Raw genomic sequence first — 25251 nt, forward strand, 5'->3', positions numbered from 1 at the left:
AGGGCGGTGCGCATAGCAGTTTACGGATAGAGCCTGTCCTTGTTCCAGTCGCCGTCCGGCGTCGGTCGCGTAAAAAGCACGCGGTCATGCAGGCGGAAAGGCCGGTCGTGCCAGAACTCGATTGAAACCGGGCGGATTCGGAAACCCGACCAGTAGGGCGGGCGGGGAATGTCGCCAATGGCATATTTTGCAGTATATTCGGTGACCGCCTTTTCCAGCGCGAAACGGCTTTCCAGCGGGCGTGACTGCTTGGATGCCCAGGCGCCGATGCGGCTGCCGCGCGGGCGCGAGGCGTAATAGGCATCGGCCTCGACATCGCTGACTTTTTCCACCGGTCCGCGCACGCGCACCTGACGTCGTAACGTCTTCCAATGAAAGCACATTGCAGCCTTTTCGGCTGACAGGATTTCTTTGCCCTTTGTGCTCTCATAATTGGTGTAGAAGACGAAGCCTTGTTCGTCGAAATCCTTCAACAGCACCATGCGCACATTGGGCAGGCCATCCGGGTCGACCGTTGCCAGCGCTACGGCGTTGGGATCGTTCGGTTCGCTCTCTTTGGCATCGGCCAGCCAGTCTGCAAAAAGTTTGAACGGCTGGGCGGATTCGGTGAAGTCGTCGCTTGCGTTTGTCATTTTGGATATTTCAACAGCCTGTCGGAATTTTGCGGATCGTCCTGCAAAGGGAATCCCCGCCAAAGAAACCCCATATGGGGCGGATCGAAGGGAGCTTCTTCGATAACCGCCATTTTGTCCAATGTTTTGCCGGGATAGGTCGTCGCAGGGAATGGTTCGGCTCCTCTGCCTGCCGACAAGGGATGCAACATGCCCAAATTGGGCACAGTCGGTCACAGAAAACCGGGAACATCGTTTGACGGCTGCATAAAGTATAGAGTTGGGCGTTGTGCTCTGATTCCGATTTGTTTACCTTCCCGGCACACCGCTTGTTAACTCAAGTTCACCCATAATCCCTGCATCTTTAGCGTGTAGAATAAGGGAATAGCGTTGGCTATCGATACGGCTCGCCACAAAAACAATCTCCGGACTCTGAACTGTGGCGCAAATTCTCTGCGCAAGGCTGCGTTTGGCATATGTTTCCTTTCACTCGCCGGTTGCGCCATGGGTGGCGTGAGCATCGAAAAAGCTGTTCCTGATTCTTCCACGATTACCGGCTCCGTGAAGCAGCCGCAGCCGGTTGAAACCGATACCGGCAAGCTTTCCGATCAGTCTGCGATAAAGAACGTTGTTTCCGCACTTAATTTTACGGAATGGGGTAAAAAGCCTGTGCCATGGGCAAATCCGGATACGGGCAGCCAGGGCACCATCACGACGATTGCCGAGAACAACAAGAACAATCAGCTTTGCCGCGAGTTTGAAACCTCGCGTGAAGCTTTTGACGGCGTTTCCATCTATCGCGGCGAAACCTGCATGCAGCGCGGCGGTCAATGGACGGTGACTTCATTCGCTCCGATCTGAGTGCCTGATCCAAAAGGTGCTGAAAAGAAAACTCCGGCTTGACTGGAACTTTTCCGGTCACATGCGCATATTATGGGCAACGAGTCTTACTTATCTCACAGTCATTTTCCTGAAAGAGGAACTATATGCGCGATCCCTATAGCGTGCTGGGCGTCGCCAAAACGGCGAAGCCCGAGGAAATAAAATCGGCTTTCCGCAAACTGGCCAAAAAGCACCATCCGGATCAGAACAAGGACGATCCGAAGGCGCAGGAGCGCTTTGCAGAACTGAACCAGGCCTATGAAATCCTGGGCGATACGGACAAGCGCGGACAATTCGACCGTGGCGAGATCGATGCCGAAGGCAAGCCAGCCTTTCAGGGTTTTGCCGGCGGACAAGGCTTCGGCGGTGCTCATGGCGACCCGTTCGCCGGGTTTCGGCAGGGTGGCGACGGCAACAGTCATTTCGAGTTTCGATCCGGTCCCGGCGGCTTTCAGCGAGGTGGGGGCTATGGCGGCGCGGAAGATATTCTGAACGATCTTTTTGGCGGTGCATTCGGTGGCGGTGCCCGCGCAGGCGGCGCGCGTCAGCGCGGCCAGGCGAAGGGAGCCGACCTTTCCGCGTCTATTAATATTACGCTGGAACAAGCGGCGGGTGCGGAGAAGGTCGAAGCGATTTTTCCGAATGGCAAGCATCTGAAGATCAAATTGCCGAAATTCGTCGAAGACGGTCAGACCATTCGCCTGAAAGGGCAGGGCGAGCCATTGATCGGCGGAACCGCCGGTGACGCGCTCGTCACGATCCATTTCAAGGCGCATCCACGGTTTCGGCTGGAAGGGCGTGATGTCCATGTAGATCTGCCGGTTGAGCTTGCTGACGCCGTGCTTGGCGGCAAGCAGGAAGTTGAAACGCTCGACGGACGGATCGCGGTTAAAATACCGGCCTGGTCAAGCTCCGACCGCGTGCTGCGCCTGAAAGAAAAAGGCCTTCCGTTGAAAGCCGGCGGACGTGGCGATCTCTACGTGCATGTGCGGATCATGCTGCCGGAAGGCGGTGACAAGGAACTGGAAGAATTCCTGCAAAAGCGCAAAGTCGCTTAAGTTCCACTTCAATCGTTTGAAGCCGGGTGTTGTCTCTTTGCGGCAGTAAAGTGACAATGCCCGGCTTTTTCACCGCAATTGCTTGAAGGAGAGCCGAGCCTGTGCGATAGGGCAACAAGTTAATTGTTTTCAATGAGGACCCCTAATGACCGCACAGTCAGGTTTGTTGCAGGGCAAGCGTGGATTGATTCTGGGCGTCGCCAACAACCGCTCCATCGCATGGGGTATTGCAAAGGCCGCTCGCGATGCAGGCGCAGAGCTCGCATTCACCTATCAGGGCGATGCATTGAAGAAGCGTGTCGAGCCACTGGCAGAAGAGCTTGGCGCGTTCGTTGCCGGACATTGCGATGTGGCGGACGCCGCCAGTATTGATGCTGTTTTCGAGACGCTTGAAAAGAAGTGGGGCAAACTCGACTTCCTGGTGCACGCTATCGGTTTTTCCGACAAGGACGAATTGACTGGCCGCTATCTCGATACGTCGGAAGCCAATTTCACCAACACGATGCTGATCTCGGTCTATTCGCTGACGGCGGTTGCGCGCCGGGCGGAAAAGCTGATGGCGGATGGCGGGTCGATCCTCACGCTGACCTATTACGGCGCCGAAAAGGTCATGCCGAATTATAACGTCATGGGCGTGGCTAAGGCCGCTCTCGAAGCAAGCGTGAAATATCTGGCCGTCGATCTTGGTCCGCAGAAAATTCGTGTCAACGCAATCTCGGCTGGTCCGATCAAGACGCTGGCCGCTTCGGGCATCGGCGACTTCCGCTATATCCTCAAGTGGAACGAATACAACGCGCCGCTGCGTCGTACCGTCACCATTGAGGAAGTGGGGGATGTCGGCCTTTATTTCCTGTCCGACCTGTCTCGCTCGGTGACCGGCGAAGTCCATCACGCGGATAGCGGCTATCATGTCATCGGCATGAAAGCGGTTGACGCTCCGGACATTTCGGTCGTGAAAGACTGAGGCAGCGAATACAAAATCCCGAAAAGTTGACCGGCTTTTCGGGATTTTTCTTTGTCTTTTCCGATGCGGGAAAGCTATCCAGATTGTTCATTGACGGCAGATAGAGGTAGGGTTGTGGCTCGGGAAATTATCTACTTTTCGCGTCACGGCGAGACGGACTGGAATGTCTCGCAGCGTATTCAGGGTCAGCTCGATATCGATATCAACGATAATGGGCGCAGCCAGGCCGACCGCAACGGCAACATGCTGAGATCGCTGATCGGCGACGGCGCGGGCTTCGATTTCGTGGCAAGCCCACTGCGCCGCACGCGCGAGACGATGGAGCGCATCCGCCTGCGCATGGGCCTCGACCCGTATGATTACCGAACCGATCCGCAGTTGATGGAAGTCAATTTCGGCGACTGGCAGGGCTTCATGATGGAAGACATTGCCAAGGAGCGCGAAGATCTTCTTGAAGCACGCGCCCGCGACAAGTGGAATTTCGTGCCGCCGGGCATAACCGCCGAAAGCTATATGGGCCTATCGCGGCGTATCGGGCGCTGGGTGGAAGCCGTGGAGTGGCCGACCGTCTGCGTGACGCATGGCGGCTGCATCCGCACGCTGTTTTATCTATACGGCGATATGGACGGTCATGCCGCCGCTAATCTTTCCATCCCACAGGACAAGATTTTGAAGTTCGCAAACAGCAAGCTTGAGTGGGTTTGATTCCGTAGATTGGTTGGGGCGCGTGTCTTCAGAAACGGCTGGTTCCGGGCTTACGGCGCTTCCTGAATGTCGGTGATGAAGCGCGTGCTGTCGACCATGTCATAGATGATGAGGACTTTCATGCCCTTGTTGATCGCGCTGTAATCGAACTCGCCGGGCAGTTTGTATGTCTGGCCGTCATCCAGCGTTATGGTTTCGCTATCCTTGTTGATACCGGTGATCTTGCCTTCGGCATCGTCTGCCATGGCTACCGTCGAGAAGAGCGAAGCCACGATAAGAATTAATCCGACCAGATAATGCATGACTTTCCGTTCCTTTGGTTGTGCCTCGGGTTGGGTTGTCGCCTGACCGATTCGACACGATTGTCGTGATTGCGATTTTCGGCGCGCCGCGCCGCATATCCCACAATGTAGCGTGCCGAATGTGTCAAAAAAAATGCCGGATATCGATCTTCAGAAGGAAATTTTACGTCAGCGGGGAGCTTGATTTGACCGCCATCGAAAAGCTCAATAAAACCGGGCCGTAAAGTAGCTGCTCTCCTTGACCTGCTCCGGACAAGGACAAATAATTCAGGCGTCGCGCATGTCTCACAATAGTTTCGGTCATCTGTTCCGCGTAACCACCTGGGGCGAAAGTCATGGTCTGGCGCTCGGTTGCGTTGTCGACGGCTGCCCGCCCGGTATCACGTTCACGGAAGCCGAAATTCAGGCTTATCTCGACAAGCGCAAACCCGGCCAGTCCAAATATACGACGCAGCGCCGCGAACCCGATCAGGTGCGCGTGCTTTCCGGCGTTCTTCTGGACGACGACGGCGTGACGATGACGACGACCGGCACACCGATTTCGATGATGATCGAGAACACCGATCAGCGCTCGAAGGATTACGGCGAGATTGCCCGCCAGTATCGTCCGGGCCACGCCGATTACACCTATGACGTCAAATATGGCATTCGCGACTATCGTGGCGGCGGACGTTCATCGGCGCGCGAAACGGCGGCCCGTGTTGCGGCTGGTGCCATTGCACGCAAGATCGTGCCGGGGCTGGAAGTCAAGGGCGCGCTGGTTGCCATGGGCGTGCACGGTATCGACCGCCGCCGCTGGAACTGGGCGGAGGTGGACAACAATCCTTTCTTCTCGCCGGATGCGGGTTCGGTCGAGCTGTTCGCGGATTATCTTGATGGCATTCGCAAGAGCGGATCGTCGGTTGGCGCGGTCATTGAGATCGTTGCCGAAGGCGTGCCTGCGGGCATCGGCGCGCCGATTTACGGCAAGCTCGATCAGGATATTGCAAGCCTGCTGATGTCGATCAATGCTGTAAAGGGCGTGGAAATCGGCAACGGTTTCGAGGCTGCCCGTCTCACCGGCGAGGAGAATGCCGATGAAATGCGGATGGGCAACGATGGCAAGCCATTGTTCCTGTCCAATCATGCAGGCGGCATTCTCGGTGGTATTGCGACCGGTGCGCCTGTTGTTGCGCGCTTTGCCGTCAAGCCGACCTCGTCTATCCTGACGCCGCGCCGCTCCATCGACAAGGACGGCAAGGAAGTGGATGTGATGACCAAGGGTCGTCACGATCCATGTGTGGGTATTCGTGCCGTGCCGATTGGCGAGGCGATGGTGGCTTGCGCTATTGCCGATCATTATCTGCGCCACCGCGGCCAAACTGGCCGCGTCTGAATAATTGGGGGCCAAACTGGCCGCGTCTGAATAACTTGAGGCCAAACTGGCCGCATCTGATTGAATTCGGCCAGACTGGCCATATCTGACCGACGATAGGGCCCGTTGGTTGCCTGACATATAGAGGTCGAAATGAGCTATAATCAGAAACAGGTCGTGGATGCGCTTCGCGCTTTCGAACGTGGCGAAATCGTTGTGGTCATGGATGATGACGGGCGCGAGAACGAGGGCGACCTGATCGTTGCCGCTGTGCATTGCACGCCGGAAAAGATGGCCTTCATCGTCCGCCACACGTCCGGCATCGTCTGCACCCCGATGACTCGTGACGAAGCCAAGCGCCTCAACCTCGCGCCGATGGTCGCCGAAAACGAATCCGCTCACACGACAGCGTTCACCGTGACAGTCGATTACCGCCATGGCACGACGACAGGCATTTCGGCGGAAGACCGCACGTTGACCGTGCGCAATCTGGCCAATCCCAATGCTGGCGCTTCGGATTTCGTACGCCCCGGCCATATTTTCCCGCTGGTCGCCCGCGAAGGCGGCGTTCTGATGCGGTCCGGCCATACGGAGGCCGCTGTCGACCTTTGCAAGCTCGCGAACCTGCCGCCCATCGGCGTTATCTGCGAGTTGGTCAATGATGACGGTTCCGTCATGCGCGGCCCGGACGTGAAGGCATTCGCCGAAAAGCACACGCTGCACCGGGTCACGGTTGCGGACCTCATCGCCTATCGCCAGCGCAAGGAAACGCTGGTCAAGCGTGTAGGCGATGCACCGGTGAATACCTGCGCAGGTGCGGCTCATGCATATACCTACGAACTGCCATGGGAGCCCATGCAGCACGTGGCTGTCGTATTCGGCGATATTCGTGACGGCGAGGAAGTACCGGTTCGCCTGCATCGCGAGGATGTGCTGAACGATGTTTTCGGCAAGGGCGGGAGCAATCTCGATGCCATTATGGAAAAGATGGGCAAGGAAGGCCGCGGCGTACTGGTCTATCTGCGCGAAGGCTCCGTTGGCGTGCGCGCCGATCACCACGACACCCGCGCTCGCGATGCGATTCAGAGCGACCATGAAAGCCATGCCGAAGCGGTTGCCCGCGAGGAAGAATGGCGTCAGATCGGTCTTGGCGCGCAGATATTGAAGGATCTCGGCATCACGTCGATCGTGCTGCTGGCCTCGCGTGAGCGTCACTATGTCGGCCTTGAAGGCTTCGGCATCCGTATCGCCCGCACGGAAATCATCTAACCCCATTCAGACAGATCAGGCGCATGGCCATCATGGTCATGCGCCATCAGGATGTTATAGTGAACCCATGACGACACGGCTTTACTGGCATCCGATCTATCTCGAACACCTGACGCCGCCCGGCCATCCCGAGCGTCCGGATCGTATCCGGGCGTTGATGAGTGAGCTGGAAGGGCCGGATTTCTATCGGCTCGACCGGGTGGAAGCGCCACGCGCCGATGAGACGGCAGTGCTTCTTGCGCATCCTGAAAAACATCTGGAAGCCATACGCGCCGGCATACCGGAGTCAGTTTTGGACGAGGATGCACCTGCGCCTGTGGTGAAGCTCGACGGCGACACCTATGTCAGCCCAAAAAGTCTGGATGCAGCGCTGACGGCAATTGGTGCGGCGACGGCCGCGGTCGATGATGTCTTTTCCGGCGTTGCAAACAATGTGTTCGTCGCGGCCCGCCCGCCGGGACATCACGCTGAGCGTTCCACCGCGATGGGGTTCTGCCTTTTCAACAATATTGCGATTGCGGCGCGTCATGCGCAGCATCATCATGGCGTGGAGCGTGTCGCTATCGTTGATTGGGATGTCCATCACGGGAACGGAACGCAGGATGTTTTCAAGGATGATCCAAGCGTCCTGTTCTGTTCGACGCATCAGTTCCCGCTTTATCCCGGCACGGGTGCGAAGGATGAAACCGGCGTTGGTAACATCTTCAATGCGCCGCTTTCCCCCGATACGGGAAGTCGCGAATTCCGCGAGGCGTTTAATAGTCGTGTATTGCCCGCTTTGGACAATTTCCGGCCAGATTTGATCCTTATTTCGGCGGGCTTCGATGCTCATTTTCGCGATCCGCTGGCCGAGCTCAATCTCGACGAAGCGGATTTTGACTGGGCGACGGGCAAACTCATGGAGCGGGCAGAAAGGTTCTGCGATCACCGGCTGGTGAGTGTGCTTGAAGGTGGATATGATCTTGAGGGCTTGTCGCAGTCCGCGTCTGCGCATATTACGCGGCTGTTGAAAGGATGAATCATGGTGACCGAACCGTCCAACGCCGATATTGCAGTGATGAGTTTCGAGGATGCGCTGACACAGCTCGAAAAGATTGTTGATGCTCTGGAGCGGGGCGACGTGCCGCTGGAAGAGTCCATTCGCATCTATGAGCGTGGCGAAGCCTTGAAGAAACATTGCGACATGCTTCTGAAGTCTGCCGAGGACAAGGTGGAGAAAATCCGCATTGGCCGTGATGGCCAGCCGGTCGGAACCGAACCGCTGGATCCTGAGTAACCCGGCCTGAATAATTCCGGTCAGAATAGTGTTTTGAGCTGGGCGACATAAGGCGCCAGAACGCCGCTCAGCATATAGGGGCCAAATCCCCAGGCAAGCGTCCATCCCGCTGCACCGACAATGTTGGCTGCCAGAAAGTGCAGCGGGTTCATTTTCATTGAACCCGCTACGATGCCGTTCAGCTGCCTTAGCAGCACGACGAAGCGTGCTGTCGCCACGACATAAATTCCCTTTGTATCGAAGAGTTTCTCGAATTGCTCCAGCCGTTCCGGCGTCAGCTTGACGAGATGTCCGTATCGCAGGATCAGTCGGCGTCCACCGAACCGCCCGATCAGATAGCCGGTGCAATCGCCTAGTACCGCGCCAACAAAGACCGCAAGAAGCACGGCGTTGATGTTCAATGTGCCATGCAGGGCAAGCAGCGAACTTGCTATGAGGGCGCTTTCACCCGGCAAGGGTGCGCCGAAAGATTCAAAATATACGATAAAGAAAAGTGCTAGCGCACCATAAGCGGTGATATAGGGTTCCAGAAAACTCATTGATTGGCAGGTCTTTCGGCCAATAGAAATAAAAGGCCCCGGACGAACCGGAGCCTGAATTACATGAATTGATTTCAGCCGATGGATCGTTTGCCGGTAATTGCGTGATAGACCCACAACACGATGATTGAGCCGACAATCGCGATAACAAGACTGATCGGATCAAATGCACCGGTGACGCCACGTCCAAAAAGCTGAGACGAGATCACACCGCCGACAATGGCGCCGACAATGCCGAGAGCAATGTCCAGGAAAATTCCCTGGCCGCTTTTATTGACGATCTTGCTGCCGATGAAACCGGCAATCAAGCCTAGTATTATCCAGCTTATAAAAGACATCTAATATCTCCCGAAGCGTAATTACACTTTTGCATCACGCACTTAGGAAATTTTCATACTACTACAAAATTTGCAAGGTATAATGCTTGTCAAATTGGGAAACCCATTTAACTTTAACTTACCGAATGCACAGTTGGCATCGGATAACAGGGAGTATCGTGTGATGGGAAGTTATGACGACAACTCAGGAAATTCGCCCATTCCCGGCGGAAGCCTCGCGAAACCGGTGCTGATCGCGCTTGGCGCCCTGCTGGTCGGCAAGATGCTGAAGGGAAATAGCGCTGAGCCGGAAACCACTCAGGCACAGCCCGTGCCGGATCAGTCGCAGGCAGGCGGCGGTCTGCTCGGCGGCATCCTTGGCGGTCTTGGCGGACTGCTCGGTGGCGCGGCTGCAGGCAATGCTTCTGCTGCTCCCTCGGCTCCGGGCTCTCTTGGCGGAGGACTTGGTGGTCTCCTCGATCAGCTGAAACAGGCTGGTCTTGGCGAGAAGGTGGATTCCTGGGTCGGCCAAGGTTCCAACCATCCAATCGAGCCAGGTCAGCTTGGTGATGCGATCGGCCAGAAAACGCTGAGTGAAATCGCCCAGCATGCCGGTATCGACCAGCAGGAACTTCTGAACCAGCTGTCTCAGGTTCTGCCGGGATTGGTCGACAAGCTAACTGCAAACGGGCAAGTTCCCGATGCCAGCTCGCTTTCGAAGCTGTTGCAGGGACGTTGACGGGATTTACGTTGTAATCGAACCGCACCGCTTGTCGGTGCGGTTTTGTTTTGGGGGAACATTCGATAAAGTGAAATTATTGCTTATATAAACGGCGTAGATCAACGGCTGGAGTTGCGTTTCATGAGTTTCTTTCCATGTCCTGATCCGGTTCTTGGCGACAAGACCTCGGTTGACAGCATCGAAACGCTCGTCATTCCGCGTACAAGCGACATCGGGGGGCTGGAAGTGCGACGAGCCTTGCCGACGGTGCGTCGACGCCTGGTCGGGCCGTTCATTTTCTTCGATCGCATGGGACCGGCTGTTCTGCGGGATGGAGATGCATTGGATGTGCGTCCGCATCCGCATATCGGTCTTTCCACGGTGACCTATCTCTTCGACGGGCATATTCGTCACAGAGACAGTCTCGGTACAGAAATGGTTATCCGCCCTGGTGACGTGAACCTGATGACCGCAGGTCGGGGCATTGTGCATTCCGAACGGTCCCCGGAAGAAGAACGCGACGGACCATTATCGATTTCCGGTATCCAGACCTGGCTTGCGCTACCCGATGCGCTGGAAGAAATCAATCCTGAGTTTTTTCACACCAATGCGCCTGATTTGCCAGTGATGGAAGATCGTGATTTCTCCGGTCGGCTGATCATGGGTTCCATGCTCGGGGTGACGTCGCCCGTGATCCAGCACGCTGATACGCTTTATGCAGATATTCGTATAGAACCGAACGGGCGTTTTCCAATCCCGCCTGTGGCCGAAGAACGCGCTATCTATACGCTGCAGGGCCATGTCGGCATTGGCGGCGAAGTGTTTCCGCCAGACCGTTTGCTGGCGTTTCGTCCGGGCGATGATGTTGTCGTAAAGGCCGGACCGGAAGGCGCGCATATTATGCTTTTTGGCGGTGCAACTCTTGGTTCGAAACGCTATGTATGGTGGAACTTCGTATCTTCTTCACGTGAGAGGATCGAGCAGGCTAAGGAAGAATGGCGCAGTGGTCGCTTCGATATCGTGCCCGGTGACGAGAAGGATTTCATACCTTTGCCTGAATAATGTCAGCCCCATGAGTCCGACTCATGGGGCGGATTAAGCCCGAGCGGCGATTGAACTTTTTCAAAGCGTGATGCGTTAGCATCTTAACGCCTTGGTATAATGTGGATTGCGTTCGGCGATAGGACACGATGTCCCGCCCTGCTTGATCCTGTCGCGTTGCTGCTATACCGACAACAAGGCCTAACCAAAAACAGGTTGTTTGAATGTCCCGACCTATGACCCCATTGCTTGACAGGGCGCCGACCCCGGATCGCCTGCGTGCATTGCCGGAATCCGATCTGCCGCAGCTCGCGGAGGAATTGCGTGCAGAACTGATTGACGTGGTTTCGACTACCGGCGGGCATCTGGGCGCGGGACTGGGCGTGGTGGAGCTGACAGTGGCACTGCACCACGTTTTCGATACGCCGCATGACCGTATCATCTGGGACGTTGGCCATCAGGCCTATCCGCACAAGATTCTGACCGGGCGTCGCGACCGTATTCGCACATTGCGCCAGACCGGTGGCCTTTCAGGCTTCACCAAGCGCAGCGAAAGTGAATATGATCCCTTCGGTGCGGCGCATTCGTCGACATCGATTTCCGCCGGTCTTGGCATGGCGGTCGCATCCGACCTTTCTGGCGAAAAACGCAATGTGATTGCAGTCATCGGCGATGGTTCGATGTCGGCTGGCATGGCCTATGAGGCTATGAACAATGCCGGGGCGCTCGATGCGCGCCTGATCGTCATCCTCAACGATAACGACATGTCGATTGCGCCGCCGACCGGTGCCATGAGCGCCTATTTGGCGCGCCTCGTTTCGGGCAAGACCTATCGTAGCGTTCGCGAAGCCGCCAAGCAGGTAGCAAAGAAGCTGCCGAAATTCCTGCAGGACAAGGCCCGCAAGTCGGAAGAATATGCACGCGCCTTCTTTACCGGCGGCACGCTGTTCGAGGAGCTGGGCTTCTATTATGTCGGCCCCATCGACGGGCATAATCTCGACCATCTGCTGCCGATCCTAAAAAATGTTCGCGATACGCAGGAAGGCCCGGTGCTCATTCATGTGGTGACGCAGAAGGGCAAGGGTTATGCGCCTGCGGAAGCTGCAGCGGACAAATATCACGGCGTCAACAAATTCGACGTCATTACGGGCAAGCAGTCGAAGCCGCCTGCAAATGCGCCGAGCTATACCAAGATTTTCGGCTCCAGCCTCATTGAGGAAGCGCGTCACGATGACAGAATAGTGGCGATCACCGCCGCCATGCCGTCGGGCACCGGGCTTGACCTCTTCGGCGAAGTGTTTCCGAAGCGCACCTTTGATGTCGGCATAGCCGAACAGCACGCGGTGACTTTCGCCGCCGGTCTTGCCAGCGAAGGTTTCAAGCCGTTCTGCGCCATCTATTCCACCTTCCTGCAACGCGGCTACGATCAGGTCGTGCATGACGTGTCGATCCAGAACCTGCCCGTGCGCTTCCCCATTGACCGTGCCGGTCTGGTTGGTGCCGATGGCCCGACCCATGCGGGTTCGTTCGATACAGGCTTCCTCGCCGCTCTCCCCGGTTTCGTGGTGATGGCTGCGTCGGACGAAGCGGAACTGCGCCATATGGTGCGTACGGCCGCCGAATATGATGAAGGCCCGATCTCCTTCCGTTATCCGCGCGGCGATGGCGTCGGCGTCAATCTGCCGGAGCGAGGACAATTGCTCGAAATCGGCAAGGGCCGCATCGTGCGCGAGGGCACGAAGGTTGCGCTGCTGTCCTTCGGGACGCGTTTGCAGGAATGCCTTGCCGCTGCCGATGAGTTGGGCGCCGCCGGTCTTTCGACCACGGTTGCCGATGCGCGCTTTGCCAAGCCGCTCGATCACGATCTGATCCGCCGTCTGGCACGCGAACATGAAGTACTGGTGATGGTGGAAGAAGGCGCTGTTGGCGGCTTTGCTTCCCATGTTCTGCAATTTCTTGCCACCGATGGCCTTCTTGATCGTGGCCTCAAGGTGCGGGCTTTGACATTGCCGGATAGCTATCAGGACCACGGCAAGCCGGACGCTATGTATGCCGAGGCCGGTCTTGACCGGGCAGGCATCGTGCATGCGGTGTTTGCAGCTCTTGGCCGTGAGGCCGTTGCAGCGCCATTTAGCGCCTGACCGATGAGCGGAGAAACGAGCGACAAGAACCTGCGGCTCGATCAGCTGCTGGTGGAACTGGGGCTTTTTGCAACGCGTTCGCGGGCGCGTGATGCAATCCAGCGCGGCACGGTCAAGATGGACGGCAAGCCTGTCACCAAGCCGGGCCAGACGGTTCTGCGCACCGCAAACATCGCCGTGGATGATCCGGCTAGCCGCTATGTCTCCCGCGCTGCCTTGAAGCTTATCGCGGCGCTCGATCATTTCGACCTCAATGTGAAGGGGCGCACCGCGCTCGACATAGGCGCATCGACAGGCGGTTTCACGCAAGTTTTGCTGGAGCGTGGCGCAAACCATGTTCTTGCCATTGATGTCGGCCATGACCAGTTGCACGAGACGCTATGCACCGATCCTCGCGTCACCAACAAGGAAGGGCTTAACGCCCGTGCGCTGGAATTTTCCGATCTGGATGGACGCGATGTCGATTGTGTAGTTTCGGATGTAAGCTTCATTTCGCTGAAACTGGCTTTGCCACCAGCATTGGCCTTTGCGCAAAAAGGTGCTATCTGCGCGCTTCTCGTAAAGCCGCAATTTGAAGCGGGCCGGGAGGCTATCGGCAAGGGCGGCATTCTGCGCGATCCGAAAGATGGCGAACGCATAGCAGAAGAACTGAGATCATGGCTGGAAACGCAAGCCGGATGGCGCGCGCTCGGTCTTTGTCCGTCGCCCATCGAAGGCGGCGATGGCAATCGTGAATATCTCCTGGCAGGAAAGAAAGACCGATGACGACGCAAGTTAATATCCGCTCGATTGGCGCGGGCGGCGATGGCGTTGCCAACCTTCCAGACGGCCAGATTTATGTGCCTTTCACATTGCCGGGCGAAGTGGCCAATGTCGCGCGCGACAAGAACCGCGCGACGGTTATGGCACTTCTCGAAACATCGCCTGAGCGGCAGGCGCCCGCCTGCCGGCACTTCGAGGATTGCGGTGGTTGTGCGCTGCAACACTGGCAGGATGAACCCTATCGTCTGTGGAAGCGCGAACTTGTCGTCTCCGCTCTGAAGGGCAGGGGGATCGACACGGAGGTTGCTCCTCTGGTGGCCTGCCAGCCGCGCACGCGCCGTCGCGCTGTTTTTGCGGCACGCAAGACGGAGAAGGGGGTGCTGCTCGGCTTCAACCGTCACCTCAGCCATGAAATCATCGATATCGTTGAATGCGCGGTAACCGTTCCAGAGATCATCGCGCGGCTTGATGATCTGCGTGAAGTAGGGGCTTTGATTGCTCCCGGTTCCAAGCCGTTCAAGCTGGCAGTGACGCAGACGGAATCCGGTCTCGACCTTGCGGCGAGCGGTTGTGGCAAGCTGAGCGACGATCAACGGCGCGCGCTGACCGCGCTTGTCATGACGAAGGGGTTTGCGCGCCTTTCGCATGAAGGCGAAATCATCGTTGAACCGAAAAAGCCGCTTATCCATTTCGGCAAGGTACCGGTTCCGGTTCCGCCCGGCTGTTTCTTGCAGGCAACGACCGATGCCGAAGAAGCGATGGTGCAGCTTGTGCTGGACCATGTGGGCAAGGCCAAGCGTGTCGCGGATTTGTTCTGCGGTGTTGGAACATTTGCATTACGGATTGCAGAAAAGAGCGCAGTTCATGCCGTTGAAAACGACGCGCTGGCCCTGGCCGCTCTCGATCGTGGCGTGCGCCATGTGCAGGGACTGAAGCCTGTTTCGGTCGAACGTCGTGACCTGTTCCGTCGTCCGCTTATGCCAAAGGAATTGCTGCCCTATAATGCTGTCGTTTTCGACCCGCCGCGGGCAGGCGCGGAGGAGCAGGCGCTGGAACTGGCAAAATCCAAGGTGGAGAAGGTTGTCGCAGTTTCGTGCAACCCGGTGACGCTGGCTCGTGATCTCGCCATTCTGGTGAAAGGCGGTTATCGCGTCACGCGTGTCACGCCGATTGACCAATTCCTCTGGTCGCCACATGTCGAAGCTGTGGCGACGCTGGTGAAGAGGTAAGGCAATAAGGCAGTAAGTGAATAAGGCAGTATGTTTGGGTTGTAGATGGCCGCGACGGCTGTAATTTTCTACTGCCCTACTGCCCTACTGCCCTACTGCCCTACTGCCCTACTGCCCTACTGCCCTACTGCCCTACTGCCCTAAACTCACATCTTCTCAATGATCGTCTGGTCGCCCTCATGTGCCTTGCCATTGGCGGCGATAATGGCGGGGACGATATCTTCTGCGCTGTCTATGACGAGTGGCTTCATCTGATGGGCGGTGTGGATAAAACCTTCTGCCGTCATGTGCTCAAGAAGCGAAAGCATTGGCTGCCAGAAATTGTTGATGTTTGCGAACACCATCGGCTTGCGATGCTTGCCGAGCTGCGCCCAGGTCATCATTTCCACGATTTCCTCAACCGTGCCGATACCGCCGGGGAGCGTAACGAACGCATCCGACTTCTGGAACATGAGGTGTTTGCGCTCATGCATGTCACCCACGACGATAAGTTCGGTGAGCTGTTCGGCCTTTTCGAGGCTTGCTTCCTTGTCGAGCAGGAAGGTCGGGATGATGCCGGTGACTTCGCCGCCAGCTTCCATCACGCCTTGCGCCACGGCGCCCATGATGCCGCGTGTGCCGCCGCCATAGACGAGGCGCAAACCGTGTTCGGCGATGGATCGGCCGAGCGTAACCCCCGCTTCGCGATAAATGGGATTCAAGCCCGTAGACGAGCCGCAATAAACACAGATGGATCGAATCTCAGACATGATTTTCTTGTGCGCTTTTGGCCTTTCAGCGTCAAGCGTCTGCGATTTCATTTTGCGGTGAAGATTGCCGACAGGCAGACGTGCAAGCCAGGTTCCGGTTGGACATTTACGGCGATTGTTATATCTCAATCATTATGTACTCCAGATTGAGAAGTGGATTGGATATGAAGAATTGGGTTGTGTTTCTCGGGCTCACCTTTGCCGCATCATCTGCATCGGCTGGCGAGATCAACATCAAATTGCCGGATGACACTGAAGTTACGACCAATGCCGTCCTGTATAAATGCGGTGAGAAAAATGTCTCGGTAACCTACTACAATGCCGGTGATATTTCGCTTGCCGAACTCGAGCTCGAAGACGAAACCGTCGTTGCTTCCAATGTCATTTCAGGGTCGGGAGCCAAATATGCCGGGGGTGTCTATATCTGGTGGACCAAGGGCGAGACGGCCGATCTTTATAACCTTATGGACGATCCGGACCAATCAAAGCCGACAAACTGTGTAGAACAGTGACCTTGCTAATAAAAAGCCTCGTACCTTTTGCTGTTTCGGTGCAGATTTCTTGTAGGGGGAAGCCAAAAGCTATAAACCCGCTATTATAGTCTCTGGCGTGGGTTTCGAAGCGAAATGCAAAAGAACAGGTTAGGATTGCTCGGTATCGGGCTCGTCGCAATTGTCGTCGGGCTTGGCCTTTATTGGAATGCAACTCGATCCCGTGTCGAGGCGCCGCAATCCGATGTTGCTGCGCCAGCGTCGAACGATGCGCCAGCGCAGCTGCAAGCAACGCCGTCCGAGACCAAAGCACCCGAAGCGACCAAGCCTACGGACGAAGCCGCGGCAAACGATACAAAGCCACAGGAGGCTCACCCCGAAGAAACGGCCAAGCAGGCTGATGCTACTCCCGCAGAACAGGCCAGCAAGACACCGGTTTTCGATCTCCTTCGCGTCGAGCCTGACGGTTCGGTCGTGATTGCGGGCAAGGCGCTTCCCAACGCCGGTGTCGAGGTTGTCGCAGGTGCAAAGGTTGTAGGCAAAGCCAAGGCCGGAGCCAATGGTGATTTCGCCATCGTTCTGGATGAGCCTTTGAAGAGCGGCGATCATCAGCTTGTCCTGCGCTCGACTGGCGCGGACAACAATGTTGCCACTTCCGCGCAGACGGCCATCGTGTCAGTACCTGAAACCAAGTCGGGGCAGGTGCTGGCGCTGGTTGAGGAGCCGGGGCAGGCGAGCCGCTTGATCACAAAGCCAGAAACGGCAATGAAGAAGCCGCAGGAAAATACGGAAGCTGCTGCCAAGGCCGACAAACCGGAAGCGAAGCCTGCACAGGATTTGCCGATTGCCATCGAAGCTGTGGAGATTGAAGGCCAGTCGGTCTTCGTGGCGGGTAAGGCCAAGGGCGGTAATCGCGTGATCGTCCACGCCAATGATACGTTGCTTGGCGCAAGCTCCATTTCACCTGATGGCCGCTTCCTCGTGCAGAGCAAACAGCCGCTGAGCGTCGGTGATTATATCATTCGAGCCGATCTGCTCGATAATGCCAATCGGGTTCTGGCGACAGCCCGCGTCCCGTTCCGTCGCGAAGCTGGCGAGAACATTTCAGCCGTTGCTTCCGATACGGATGGTCAGATGGCAGCTCAATCGGAAGAAAACGGCGGTGAAGCCGCTTCATCGGCAACCCCGCTCCGGAAGGTCGAGGGTTCCGTCATCATTCGGCGCGGGGACAATCTCTGGACGATATCCAAGCGCACCTATGGCAAGGGTACGCGATATACGACGATCTATCTCGCCAATCGCGACCAGATTCGCAATCCGGACCTGATCTGGCCGGGTCAGGTGTTCAATATGCCGAAGGAACCTTTGGGTGAAGACGAGGTTCGGCGCCAGTTGGAAGACCATAAAAACTGACGGAACGTTTTGAATACTGAACCGCGCTTTCCGATAATGGCGGCGCGTTTCGGCAATGAGTGTCAGCGACGATAGCGTGTTTCTGTTTGGCGATCTTTTCTGGAAAGAACGTTTCCAAATATTGAAATTGGGAGCAATATCGTATATCGTCGATAGACGATGAAAGTAGTTCTGGACAAATACTCGACCGAAGCCGTCCCTGATCTGGCGCAGCCGGGCATTGACGATGAAGCGGCAGCGCGCATTTGCGCTGCGCTGGGCCATCCTGTCCGCATTCGAATTATCCGCCAGTTGATAATGGAGGACGCCTGCTGCTGCAAGGATATTGTCGGCAGGCTCGATCTCGCCCAATCGACTGTTTCCCAACACCTCAAGGTTCTCGTGCAGGCCGGCCTTATCGATTATCGGCCTGAGCGCCAGTCGTCGCGTTACAGCGTCAACTGGCAGCAATTAAATGCTGTCCGCGCGCATTTTGCTTCCTTCCAGAGCAGATGCTGCGGCTAGAGCGCATCCCGAAAAGCGGGAACCGTTTTTCGGGATGAGATGCGCGTAAAAGCAAAAGACAGAGCGATGACGGAGTTTCATCTCGTGCGAAATCGCTTGAGTCCACCGACTTGAAAGAACACACTATGAGTTCCCCCAAAACGGTTTCCGCCGACTCTGGCGAGACGTTCAAGACGCTGCGAAATCTCTGGCCCTATATGTGGCCGTCCGACAGGCCCGATCTGCGTATGCGCGTCGTCTGGGCCACGTTCTATCTGGTGATTTCCAAGATCGTGCTCATCCTCGTACCCTATTTCTTCAAATGGGTGACGAATGCCTTGACCGGTCAACTGAACCCGCCGGATTATATTCCGCTGTTTCTGGTCGGTGCGGTGATGCTGGTTCTGGCCTATAACGGCGCCAAGATCGTGCAGGCTGGTCTTAATCAGCTTCGCGATGCATTGTTTGCGAGTGTCGGTCAGTATGCGGTGCGTCAGCTGGCCTACAAGACTTTCGTGCACATGCACCAGCTGTCGCTCAGGTTCCATCTTGAACGGCGTACGGGCGGGCTTTCGCGGGTTATCGAACGCGGCACCAAGGGCATCGAAACGATTGTCCGTTTCACGATCCTCAACACGCTGCCAACCATTCTGGAATTTGCGCTGACGGCGGTGATTTTCGCCTTTGCTTACGGCATTTCCTATCTGCTCGTGGTCGCGGCGACGGTCTGGCTCTATACCTGGTTTACGATCAGGGCCAGCGACTGGCGCATCAATATTCGCCGCGAGATGAATGATTCCGATACAGACGCCAACACCAAGGCGATCGACTCACTGCTCAACTTCGAAACGGTCAAATATTTCGGCAACGAGAATATGGAAGCCAAGCGCTTCGATGCGTCGATGGCACGCTATGAAAAGGCGGCAACCCAGACCTGGACATCGCTTGGCTGGCTGAACTTCGGTCAGGCCGTCATCTTTGGCGTCGGCATGGCGGTGGTTATGGTCATGTCGGCGCTGGAAGTTCGGGCCGGGACGCAGTCCATTGGCGATTTCGTTTTCATCAATGCCATGCTGATGCAGCTTTCCATTCCGCTCAATTTCATCGGTTTCATCTATCGCGAGATCCGTCAGGGTTTGACCGATATTGAGCAGATGTTCGATCTCCTCGATGTGAAGCAGGAAGTCGTCGACAAGCCCAATGCACCAGCATTGAAAATCGATCACGGTGCGATCCGTTTTGATGATGTGCATTTCGCTTATGATGCGAACCGCCCGATCCTCAAGGGCATCAGTTTTGAAGTTCCGGCAGGAAAGACAGTCGCGATAGTCGGACCTTCGGGCGCGGGTAAATCCACGATCTCGCGCCTCCTGTTCCGCTTCTATGATGTCCAGTCCGGATCGGTTTCCATCGACGGGCAGGACGTCCGCGACGTTACGCAGGAAAGCCTGCGGAAGGTCATTGGCATGGTGCCGCAGGACACTGTTCTGTTCAACGATACGATAGCTTATAACATTCGTTATGGCCGTCCCGATGCCACGACCGAAGAAGTGGAAAAGGCGGCGGAACTGGCACAGATTTCCGGCTTCATCAAGCATCTGCCGGAAGGCTATCAATCCATGGTCGGCGAACGGGGTCTCAAGCTTTCAGGCGGTGAGAAGCAGCGCGTCGCCATCGCCCGGACAATCCTGAAGGCGCCCCCAATCCTGATCCTCGATGAGGCGACCTCAGCGCTCGATACGGCAACTGAACAGGAAATCCAGTCTGCGCTCGACATCGTCAGCCGTGGGCGCACCACGCTTGTCATCGCGCACCGCCTGTCGACCGTGATCGGTGCGGATGAGATTATCGTCTTGAAAGACGGACTGATTGCTGAGCGCGGCACGCATCGCATGCTTCTTAAGCATAAGGGGCTTTATGCATCCATGTGGGCTCGCCAGCGCGAGGCGGACGAGGCGGAAGAGCGTCTGCGTCAGGTCCGGGAAAACGACGAATTGGGCATCGTCAAACGCGGTGTTCCGGCTGCGGAATAAACCGTTTGTCGGTGGTTGGTTATGTTAGGGCGCGATCACGTGCTCTAACAGCCGTGAATAATTTGCGAAATGGATTTCGATTCTGGACAGGATGATGTAAATAACGGCCAAACTCAAAGGAAGAGCGATGAGCCTTACTGACACCATCCGCAATACTTTCGTGCCGATCCATCGGGAAGGCTATCCGTTTATAGCGGGCTTTTTCGTGGTTTCGCTTATTCTGGGCTGGCTTTGGGACCCGTTGTTCTGGATCGGCATGGTACTGACGGTCTGGTGCATCTATTTCTATCGCGATCCGGAACGCGTGACGCCAATGGATGACGATCTCGTTATCAGCCCCGCTGATGGCAAGGTTTCTTTCGTCGGTCTGGCTGTGCCGCCCGCCGAGCTGGATCTCGGTGTCGAGCCGCGCATGCGCGTATCGGTTTTCATGAATGTGTTCTCGGTTCACATCAACCGTTCTCCCGTGCGTGGCAAGATTGAGAAAGTCGCGCATCGTCCGGGCAAGTTCCTCAATGCGGAACTGGACAAGGCCAGCACGGAAAACGAACGTAACAGCCTTTTGATCGAAAGTCCGCACGGCAAGATCGGCGTTGTCCAGATTGCCGGTCTGGTTGCGCGGCGCATTGTTTGCTGGTCTAACGAAGACGATGATTTGTCCGTGGGCGAGCGGTTCGGCCTGATCCGCTTCGGATCACGGGTCGATGTTTATCTTCCGGCAGATGCGACTGTTCGTGTCGCTATCGGCCAAACGGCAGTCGCCGGTGAAACCGTGCTGGCCGATTACGGCAGCGTACGCGGCGAGCCTGTGGTGCGGATCGGCTGAGCCGATGGAAACACCTTTTCCGCCTTTTGAGCCCAATGGCCGCGTGGATTCATCGCGCGGCCCGAAGCTGTCGCAGATACCGCTGCGTATTGTCATTCCCAATGTCATAACTGTTCTTGCCATCTGTGCTGGTCTTACGGGCATCCGTCTGGCCTTCGAGAACCGCTTCGAGCTCGCCGTTGTTATGGTTCTTGTCGCTGCCTTCCTCGACGGGATCGATGGGCGTGTCGCGCGCATGATGAAGGGATCGTCGAAGTTCGGCGCCCAGATGGATTCACTCGCCGATATCGTCAATTTCGGCGTGGCGCCTGCTTTGGTGCTCTATGCCTTCATGCTGGATCAAGCACGCTCGTTCGGCTGGATCGCGGCACTCCTCTACGCCATTGCCTGCTGCCTGCGGTTGGCGCGTTTCAATGTCATGCTGGAAGACCCGAACCGTCCGGCTTGGCAAAGCAACTATTTCATCGGCGTTCCTGCGCCGGCGGGCGCCATGCTCGTCCTGCTGCCGGTCTATCTCGGTTTTCTCGGTTTGACTCCAACACGGGCGCTCGCTTTCGGTGTGGCGATCTATACCGTGGCAATCGCGTTTCTGCTGGTAAGCCGCCTGCCGGTCTATAATGGCAAATCCGCCGGAAGCCTTGTCCGGCGCGATATTGTCATGCCGCTTATCCTGTTTGTGGTCGTTTACGTCGCGTTCCTGATGAGCTTCACTTGGCAAACTCTGAGCCTCACGGCGCTTGCCTATCTTGCATTTCTTCCTTTTAGCCTGGTGGCCTGGAACAGGCGCGAAGCCGCTGACCGAAGGGCTGAGGAAGAAACCAACTCCGAAGAGGACAAGCCGTCAGAGGAAAACTGAAGGCAATTCCTGCTTGATGAAACCGACGCGCTCCTCGACCGATGATTTCGGCAGGAGCGCGATTTCATATCCGAGCCGCCTGTAGGTTTTGTCCATCGCATCGAAGGTGCGCACGGCTTCTTCGAAATCCTGCTTGCGCTCGGCATCCTGACCGAAGATTTCAGCCCATGGCGGCGTCAGGAAAACTGTTCTGTTATACCGAAACTGCCGTGCGGCCTCTTCCATATGTCGGGGAACGGGCAGGTTACACAGCGTCAGATAGCCGATTACATCGGGAACGCCTCGGTCGAAGAAGACTGTACCGCGCTGTTGTTTCGCCATCTCGTGAGAGCGCATTTCCCAGCAAAGCATCAACTCCGCAAAAAGCGCGCGATCACTCCAGGGCAGAGCATTGCCGCCAATAGAGACCTGATCCTGAATGATGGCGCGTCCAGCTTCTACCGTGCGGGGAAAGCCATCTTTTTCAAGCGCATCGATCAGTGTGCTTTTGCCTGATCCTGGCCCGCCGCTGATAATGATGAAACGTTGGTGATCTTTGGTCATACGTCCTCCAATAGCAAAAAGAGCACGCCAAAACGGTCGGCGCGCGACGAAGGGATCTGAGAGTGGGAGAAGTGCCCGCTGAAAAAGAGCCGCAGGTGGCTAGGCGGGAAACAACAATAAATAAACAAATACAACCGGCCCTGCATATAGGCAAGGCCGGAAGAAACAAATCAGCTCGGCAGATGATAGTCTAGGAAGCGATCCTGTCGGACGTCAAAAAGCTTGCCACTAACTTCAAGTTTTGGGTCGGCTAGCTTGACGATCTTTTCCGCGACGGACTGCGGTGTTGGCAATGTCTCCGGATCTTCACCCGGCATCGCCTGCGCGCGCATTGCGGTGCGGGTCGCGCCTGGGTTGACCGAGTTGATCTTGAGCTTCATTTGCTTCGTTTCTTCAGCCCAGCTGCGCGCCATGACTTCGACGGCAGCTTTCGAGGCAGCATAAGGCCCCCAGAAGGCGCGGCAGCTATGCGCCACACCTGACGAGAGAAGAATGGCGCGTCCAGCGTCGGAAGCGCGCAGCAGCGGATCGGTAGACCGGATAAGGCGCCAGACGCTGGTAACGTTGACGTTCATGACTTTTTCGAAGGTCTTAGCCTCGACATGGCCGATTGGTGAGATTGTGCCGAGGACACCCGCATTCGCGACCATGATATCGAGTTTGCCCCAGCGCTCATGAATGGAGCCTCCGAGGCGATCAATCGCCTCCATGTCGGTGATATCGAGAGGCACCAGCGTGGCGCTGCCTCCAAGTTTGCGGATGTCATCGTCCAGTTCTTCAAGCCCGCCGACGGTACGAGCAACCGCAATCACGTGTGCGCCGCGTTTTGCCAGTTCAAGTGAAAGAAAATAGCCAATACCGCGCGATGCGCCTGTTACCAGTGCGATGCGGCCCGTAAGGTCGATGCTCATCTAGTCCCCATATTTCGTGCAAACACAAGAAACGGGCGGCCTTTTGGGCCGCCTGCGTGAAGAATTGGGCGATCAGCCGTTGCTGGCGAGCAGCGACAGCGTGTGCACGTTGCTCTCGCCTTCCTGATCGAGGAGGCGGGTTGGATATTCGCCCGTGAAATAGTGATCGGTGAAAGCTGGCGCTTTCGGATCACGTGGCTTTCCGCCAACGGCCGTGTAGAGCCCGTCGATGGAAAGAAACGCCAGGGAATCTGCGCCAATGTAACGGCACATGGATTCCAGGTTTTCGTGCTGGTTGGCCAGCAGCTTATCGGCATGGGGGGTGTCGATACCGTAGAAATCCGGGTGGTAGATCATTGGACTTGCCACGCGGATATGCACTTCCTTTGCGCCTGCATCGCGGATCATCTGAACGATCTTGACGGAGGTTGTGCCCCGCACGATGGAATCATCCACCAGCACGACACGCTTGCCTTCGATCATCGCGCGATTGGCCGAATGCTTCAGCTTGACGCCGAGCGCGCGAATCTGCTGCGTCGGTTCGATGAAGGTGCGGCCCACATAATGGTTGCGGATAATGCCATATTCGAACGGAATGCCGCTTGCCTGCGCGAAGCCAAGGGCAGCAGGCGTGCCGCCATCGGGCACCGGCACGACCACATCGGCTTCAATGCCGGCTTCCTTGGCAAGCTCCACGCCCATATTTTTGCGCGCGACATAGACGCTGCGACCGCCGACGACGGAGTCAGGACGGGCAAAATAGACATATTCGAACAGGCAAAGCCGTTCCGGCTGCGGATTTTCAGCCTTGATGGATTCGGTGGTGATGGAGCCGTCCTTCTGTATCTCGCAGATGATGACTTCGCCATTTTCGACGTCGCGAATATATTTCGCGCCGATGATGTCGAGAGCGCAGGTCTCTGAGCAGAAGATGGGCTTGCCGTCGAGCTCGCCCATGACGAGCGGACGGATGCCGATAGGATCACGTGCGGCGATCAGCTTGGTGCGGGTCAGCGCCAGCATGGCGTAACCGCCTTCGACCTGACGAATGGCATCGACGAAACGGTCGGAAGAGGAGGAGTGGCGCGAACGGGCGATCATGTGCAGCACGACTTCCGTATCGGAGGTCGCCTGAAAGATCGCGCCCGAAGCAATCAGCTGCTTGCGCAGTGTGATGCCGTTGGTGAAGTTGCCGTTATGGGCAATGGCAATGCCGCCGACTTCCAGTTCCGCGAACAAGGGCTGCACATTGCGCAGGATTGTCTCGCCGGTGGTGGAGTAGCGCACATGACCGATGGCGCGGTCGCCCGGCAGGCGGTTCAGCGTCGCCGCATCGGTGAAATGATCGCCCACGAGGCCCATATGGCGTTCGGAATGGAAACGGCGATTATGGTAGGAAACGATGCCAGCGGCTTCCTGCCCGCGATGCTGGAGGGCATGCAGGCCCAACGCGGTCAACGCGGCTGCGTCTTCATGGCCAAGTATGCCAAATACGCCGCACTCTTCATGCAGGGTGTCTTCATCCAGCATGAAGGAAGCATTTTCAGAAGAATGGCTGGTCATTGCCGCAAGGCCTTTCGATTGCAGAGGCAACTAAAGCGCCTCTCTATCACAAGATGGCTTTTTGTTAAAAGCCAAGAGTTCACCGCTGCGTCGATATAGTCTCATGAATATGAGTATCGCACGATGTCCGCGAATAATCCCGCAAATTCCCGTCTGAAATATGATCGCGAAAACGAAATGACAATGTCGGGGCGTCAATTTGGCTATCGGCT

The 25251-nt window shown here is 56.6% G+C and carries 27 protein-coding genes; 19 read left to right on the forward strand and 8 right to left on the reverse strand.

Annotated features, from left to right (window positions below):
- Window positions 1–20: 20 nt before the first annotated feature.
- Window positions 21–632, reverse strand: a complete 612-nt coding sequence (pdxH, locus tag JNC70_RS07135; RefSeq protein ID WP_104756450.1) for a pyridoxamine 5'-phosphate oxidase — start codon at window positions 630–632, stop codon at window positions 21–23.
- Window positions 633–1001: 369 nt separating this feature from the next.
- On the opposite strand from pdxH, the gene JNC70_RS07140 reads away from it, so the two are divergent.
- The 4 genes from JNC70_RS07140 to JNC70_RS07155 all read left to right on the forward strand — a co-directional run bounded on the left by JNC70_RS07140 (window position 1002) and on the right by JNC70_RS07155 (window position 4220).
- Complete coding sequence (locus JNC70_RS07140; RefSeq protein ID WP_374788560.1) at window positions 1002–1472, forward strand: RT0821/Lpp0805 family surface protein; 471 nt, start codon at window positions 1002–1004, stop codon at window positions 1470–1472.
- A gap of 125 nt (window positions 1473–1597) precedes the next feature.
- Window positions 1598–2551 carry a DnaJ C-terminal domain-containing protein gene (locus tag JNC70_RS07145; RefSeq protein ID WP_104756449.1) on the forward strand — a complete coding sequence of 318 codons (954 nt, stop codon included), beginning with the start codon at window positions 1598–1600 and terminating at the stop codon, window positions 2549–2551.
- Between the two features lie 145 nt (window positions 2552–2696).
- On the forward strand, window positions 2697–3515 hold the full coding sequence (fabI, locus tag JNC70_RS07150; protein ID WP_104756447.1) for an enoyl-ACP reductase FabI: 819 nt from the start codon (window positions 2697–2699) through the stop codon (window positions 3513–3515).
- Window positions 3516–3629: 114 nt separating this feature from the next.
- A complete protein-coding gene (locus JNC70_RS07155) occupies window positions 3630–4220 on the forward strand; it encodes a histidine phosphatase family protein (RefSeq protein WP_104756446.1) in 591 nt (196 codons plus the stop codon).
- Window positions 4221–4270: 50 nt separating this feature from the next.
- Here the strand turns inward: JNC70_RS07155 and JNC70_RS07160 are convergent, their stop codons facing one another.
- Window positions 4271–4522: a DUF1344 domain-containing protein gene (locus tag JNC70_RS07160; protein ID WP_010658359.1), complete on the reverse strand. Its 252-nt coding sequence runs from the start codon at window positions 4520–4522 to the stop codon at window positions 4271–4273.
- A gap of 280 nt (window positions 4523–4802) precedes the next feature.
- Here JNC70_RS07160 and aroC point away from each other — a divergent pair, with 280 nt between their 5' ends.
- From aroC to JNC70_RS07180, 4 genes are all read left to right on the forward strand, one after another.
- Window positions 4803–5897 carry a chorismate synthase gene (gene aroC, locus JNC70_RS07165; RefSeq protein WP_104756445.1) on the forward strand — a complete coding sequence of 365 codons (1095 nt, stop codon included), beginning with the start codon at window positions 4803–4805 and terminating at the stop codon, window positions 5895–5897.
- Between the two features lie 132 nt (window positions 5898–6029).
- On the forward strand, window positions 6030–7145 hold the full coding sequence (gene ribB, locus JNC70_RS07170) for a 3,4-dihydroxy-2-butanone-4-phosphate synthase (protein WP_104756444.1): 1116 nt from the start codon (window positions 6030–6032) through the stop codon (window positions 7143–7145).
- A gap of 67 nt (window positions 7146–7212) precedes the next feature.
- Window positions 7213–8163 carry a histone deacetylase family protein gene (locus tag JNC70_RS07175; protein ID WP_104756443.1) on the forward strand — a complete coding sequence of 317 codons (951 nt, stop codon included), beginning with the start codon at window positions 7213–7215 and terminating at the stop codon, window positions 8161–8163.
- Window positions 8164–8166: 3 nt separating this feature from the next.
- Window positions 8167–8421, forward strand: coding sequence for an exodeoxyribonuclease VII small subunit (locus JNC70_RS07180; protein WP_104756442.1), 255 nt, complete (start codon window positions 8167–8169; stop codon window positions 8419–8421).
- Window positions 8422–8441: 20 nt separating this feature from the next.
- Here JNC70_RS07180 and JNC70_RS07185 read toward each other — a convergent pair whose 3' ends face one another.
- The gene (locus JNC70_RS07185; protein ID WP_104756441.1) at window positions 8442–8960 is read right to left on the reverse strand and encodes a DedA family protein; all 519 of its coding nucleotides are present in this window, start codon (window positions 8958–8960) and stop codon (window positions 8442–8444) included.
- Between the two features lie 74 nt (window positions 8961–9034).
- Complete coding sequence (locus JNC70_RS07190; protein WP_104756440.1) at window positions 9035–9298, reverse strand: GlsB/YeaQ/YmgE family stress response membrane protein; 264 nt, start codon at window positions 9296–9298, stop codon at window positions 9035–9037.
- Window positions 9299–9461: 163 nt separating this feature from the next.
- On the opposite strand from JNC70_RS07190, the gene JNC70_RS07195 reads away from it, so the two are divergent.
- The 5 genes from JNC70_RS07195 to JNC70_RS07215 all read left to right on the forward strand — a co-directional run bounded on the left by JNC70_RS07195 (window position 9462) and on the right by JNC70_RS07215 (window position 15171).
- Window positions 9462–10016, forward strand: coding sequence for a YidB family protein (locus tag JNC70_RS07195; protein WP_104756439.1), 555 nt, complete (start codon window positions 9462–9464; stop codon window positions 10014–10016).
- A gap of 123 nt (window positions 10017–10139) precedes the next feature.
- Window positions 10140–11060 carry a pirin family protein gene (locus tag JNC70_RS07200; protein WP_104756438.1) on the forward strand — a complete coding sequence of 307 codons (921 nt, stop codon included), beginning with the start codon at window positions 10140–10142 and terminating at the stop codon, window positions 11058–11060.
- 203 nt (window positions 11061–11263) lie between these two features.
- Window positions 11264–13180, forward strand: coding sequence for a 1-deoxy-D-xylulose-5-phosphate synthase (gene dxs, locus JNC70_RS07205; protein WP_104756437.1), 1917 nt, complete (start codon window positions 11264–11266; stop codon window positions 13178–13180).
- Window positions 13181–13183: 3 nt separating this feature from the next.
- Window positions 13184–13945 carry a TlyA family RNA methyltransferase gene (locus tag JNC70_RS07210; RefSeq protein WP_104756436.1) on the forward strand — a complete coding sequence of 254 codons (762 nt, stop codon included), beginning with the start codon at window positions 13184–13186 and terminating at the stop codon, window positions 13943–13945.
- Window positions 13942–15171, forward strand: a complete 1230-nt coding sequence (locus tag JNC70_RS07215) for a class I SAM-dependent RNA methyltransferase (protein WP_104756435.1) — start codon at window positions 13942–13944, stop codon at window positions 15169–15171. The genes JNC70_RS07210 and JNC70_RS07215 overlap by 4 nt, the downstream gene beginning before the upstream one ends.
- Before the next feature lie 146 nt (window positions 15172–15317).
- Here JNC70_RS07215 and JNC70_RS07220 read toward each other — a convergent pair whose 3' ends face one another.
- On the reverse strand, window positions 15318–15920 hold the full coding sequence (locus tag JNC70_RS07220; protein ID WP_104754784.1) for an LOG family protein: 603 nt from the start codon (window positions 15918–15920) through the stop codon (window positions 15318–15320).
- Between the two features lie 164 nt (window positions 15921–16084).
- On the opposite strand from JNC70_RS07220, the gene JNC70_RS07225 reads away from it, so the two are divergent.
- The 6 genes from JNC70_RS07225 (at window position 16085) to pssA (ending at window position 22022) form a co-directional block, all read left to right on the forward strand.
- Complete coding sequence (locus JNC70_RS07225; RefSeq protein WP_104754785.1) at window positions 16085–16432, forward strand: MliC family protein; 348 nt, start codon at window positions 16085–16087, stop codon at window positions 16430–16432.
- A 114-nt stretch (window positions 16433–16546) separates the two neighbouring features.
- A complete protein-coding gene (locus JNC70_RS07230; protein WP_104754710.1) occupies window positions 16547–17824 on the forward strand; it encodes an Ig-like domain-containing protein in 1278 nt (425 codons plus the stop codon).
- Window positions 17825–17983: 159 nt separating this feature from the next.
- Window positions 17984–18328, forward strand: coding sequence for an ArsR/SmtB family transcription factor (locus JNC70_RS07235; protein WP_104754711.1), 345 nt, complete (start codon window positions 17984–17986; stop codon window positions 18326–18328).
- 125 nt (window positions 18329–18453) lie between these two features.
- On the forward strand, window positions 18454–20340 hold the full coding sequence (locus JNC70_RS07240) for an ABCB family ABC transporter ATP-binding protein/permease (RefSeq protein WP_104754712.1): 1887 nt from the start codon (window positions 18454–18456) through the stop codon (window positions 20338–20340).
- Window positions 20341–20467: 127 nt separating this feature from the next.
- Window positions 20468–21166, forward strand: coding sequence for a phosphatidylserine decarboxylase (locus JNC70_RS07245; protein WP_104754713.1), 699 nt, complete (start codon window positions 20468–20470; stop codon window positions 21164–21166).
- Between the two features lie 4 nt (window positions 21167–21170).
- On the forward strand, window positions 21171–22022 hold the full coding sequence (gene pssA / locus JNC70_RS07250; RefSeq protein WP_104754714.1) for a CDP-diacylglycerol--serine O-phosphatidyltransferase: 852 nt from the start codon (window positions 21171–21173) through the stop codon (window positions 22020–22022).
- On the opposite strand, the gene JNC70_RS07255 is transcribed toward pssA, so the two are convergent.
- From JNC70_RS07255 to purF, 3 genes are all read right to left on the reverse strand, one after another.
- A complete protein-coding gene (locus JNC70_RS07255) occupies window positions 22008–22565 on the reverse strand; it encodes an AAA family ATPase (RefSeq protein WP_104754715.1) in 558 nt (185 codons plus the stop codon). The genes pssA and JNC70_RS07255 overlap by 15 nt on opposite strands.
- A gap of 170 nt (window positions 22566–22735) precedes the next feature.
- Entirely contained in the window at window positions 22736–23476 is a 741-nt protein-coding gene (locus JNC70_RS07260) for an SDR family NAD(P)-dependent oxidoreductase (RefSeq protein WP_104754716.1), read from the reverse strand.
- A gap of 72 nt (window positions 23477–23548) precedes the next feature.
- On the reverse strand, window positions 23549–25039 hold the full coding sequence (purF, locus tag JNC70_RS07265; RefSeq protein WP_104754717.1) for an amidophosphoribosyltransferase: 1491 nt from the start codon (window positions 25037–25039) through the stop codon (window positions 23549–23551).
- Between the last annotated feature and the right edge of the window lie 212 nt (window positions 25040–25251).

Origin of the sequence: Brucella oryzae (assembly GCF_041929965.1) — a bacterium.
In the GTDB taxonomy this organism is placed as follows: Bacteria; Pseudomonadota; Alphaproteobacteria; order Rhizobiales; family Rhizobiaceae; genus Brucella; species Brucella oryzae.

Coding starts and splice junctions, on each gene's coding strand:
- pdxH (WP_104756450.1), bottom strand. CDS start 632: ATGACAAACGCAAGCGACGACTTCACCGAATCCGCCCAGCCGTTCAAA.
- JNC70_RS07145 (WP_104756449.1), top strand. CDS start 1,598: ATGCGCGATCCCTATAGCGTGCTGGGCGTCGCCAAAACGGCGAAGCCC.
- fabI (WP_104756447.1), top strand. CDS start 2,697: ATGACCGCACAGTCAGGTTTGTTGCAGGGCAAGCGTGGATTGATTCTG.
- JNC70_RS07160 (WP_010658359.1), bottom strand. CDS start 4,522: ATGCATTATCTGGTCGGATTAATTCTTATCGTGGCTTCGCTCTTCTCG.
- aroC (WP_104756445.1), top strand. CDS start 4,803: ATGTCTCACAATAGTTTCGGTCATCTGTTCCGCGTAACCACCTGGGGC.
- ribB (WP_104756444.1), top strand. CDS start 6,030: ATGAGCTATAATCAGAAACAGGTCGTGGATGCGCTTCGCGCTTTCGAA.
- JNC70_RS07175 (WP_104756443.1), top strand. CDS start 7,213: ATGACGACACGGCTTTACTGGCATCCGATCTATCTCGAACACCTGACG.
- JNC70_RS07180 (WP_104756442.1), top strand. CDS start 8,167: ATGGTGACCGAACCGTCCAACGCCGATATTGCAGTGATGAGTTTCGAG.
- JNC70_RS07185 (WP_104756441.1), bottom strand. CDS start 8,960: ATGAGTTTTCTGGAACCCTATATCACCGCTTATGGTGCGCTAGCACTT.
- JNC70_RS07190 (WP_104756440.1), bottom strand. CDS start 9,298: ATGTCTTTTATAAGCTGGATAATACTAGGCTTGATTGCCGGTTTCATC.
- JNC70_RS07195 (WP_104756439.1), top strand. CDS start 9,462: ATGGGAAGTTATGACGACAACTCAGGAAATTCGCCCATTCCCGGCGGA.
- JNC70_RS07200 (WP_104756438.1), top strand. CDS start 10,140: ATGAGTTTCTTTCCATGTCCTGATCCGGTTCTTGGCGACAAGACCTCG.
- dxs (WP_104756437.1), top strand. CDS start 11,264: ATGTCCCGACCTATGACCCCATTGCTTGACAGGGCGCCGACCCCGGAT.
- JNC70_RS07210 (WP_104756436.1), top strand. CDS start 13,184: ATGAGCGGAGAAACGAGCGACAAGAACCTGCGGCTCGATCAGCTGCTG.
- JNC70_RS07215 (WP_104756435.1), top strand. CDS start 13,942: ATGACGACGCAAGTTAATATCCGCTCGATTGGCGCGGGCGGCGATGGC.
- JNC70_RS07220 (WP_104754784.1), bottom strand. CDS start 15,920: ATGTCTGAGATTCGATCCATCTGTGTTTATTGCGGCTCGTCTACGGGC.
- JNC70_RS07225 (WP_104754785.1), top strand. CDS start 16,085: ATGAAGAATTGGGTTGTGTTTCTCGGGCTCACCTTTGCCGCATCATCT.
- JNC70_RS07230 (WP_104754710.1), top strand. CDS start 16,547: ATGCAAAAGAACAGGTTAGGATTGCTCGGTATCGGGCTCGTCGCAATT.
- JNC70_RS07235 (WP_104754711.1), top strand. CDS start 17,984: ATGAAAGTAGTTCTGGACAAATACTCGACCGAAGCCGTCCCTGATCTG.
- JNC70_RS07240 (WP_104754712.1), top strand. CDS start 18,454: ATGAGTTCCCCCAAAACGGTTTCCGCCGACTCTGGCGAGACGTTCAAG.
- JNC70_RS07245 (WP_104754713.1), top strand. CDS start 20,468: ATGAGCCTTACTGACACCATCCGCAATACTTTCGTGCCGATCCATCGG.
- pssA (WP_104754714.1), top strand. CDS start 21,171: ATGGAAACACCTTTTCCGCCTTTTGAGCCCAATGGCCGCGTGGATTCA.
- JNC70_RS07255 (WP_104754715.1), bottom strand. CDS start 22,565: ATGACCAAAGATCACCAACGTTTCATCATTATCAGCGGCGGGCCAGGA.
- JNC70_RS07260 (WP_104754716.1), bottom strand. CDS start 23,476: ATGAGCATCGACCTTACGGGCCGCATCGCACTGGTAACAGGCGCATCG.
- purF (WP_104754717.1), bottom strand. CDS start 25,039: ATGACCAGCCATTCTTCTGAAAATGCTTCCTTCATGCTGGATGAAGAC.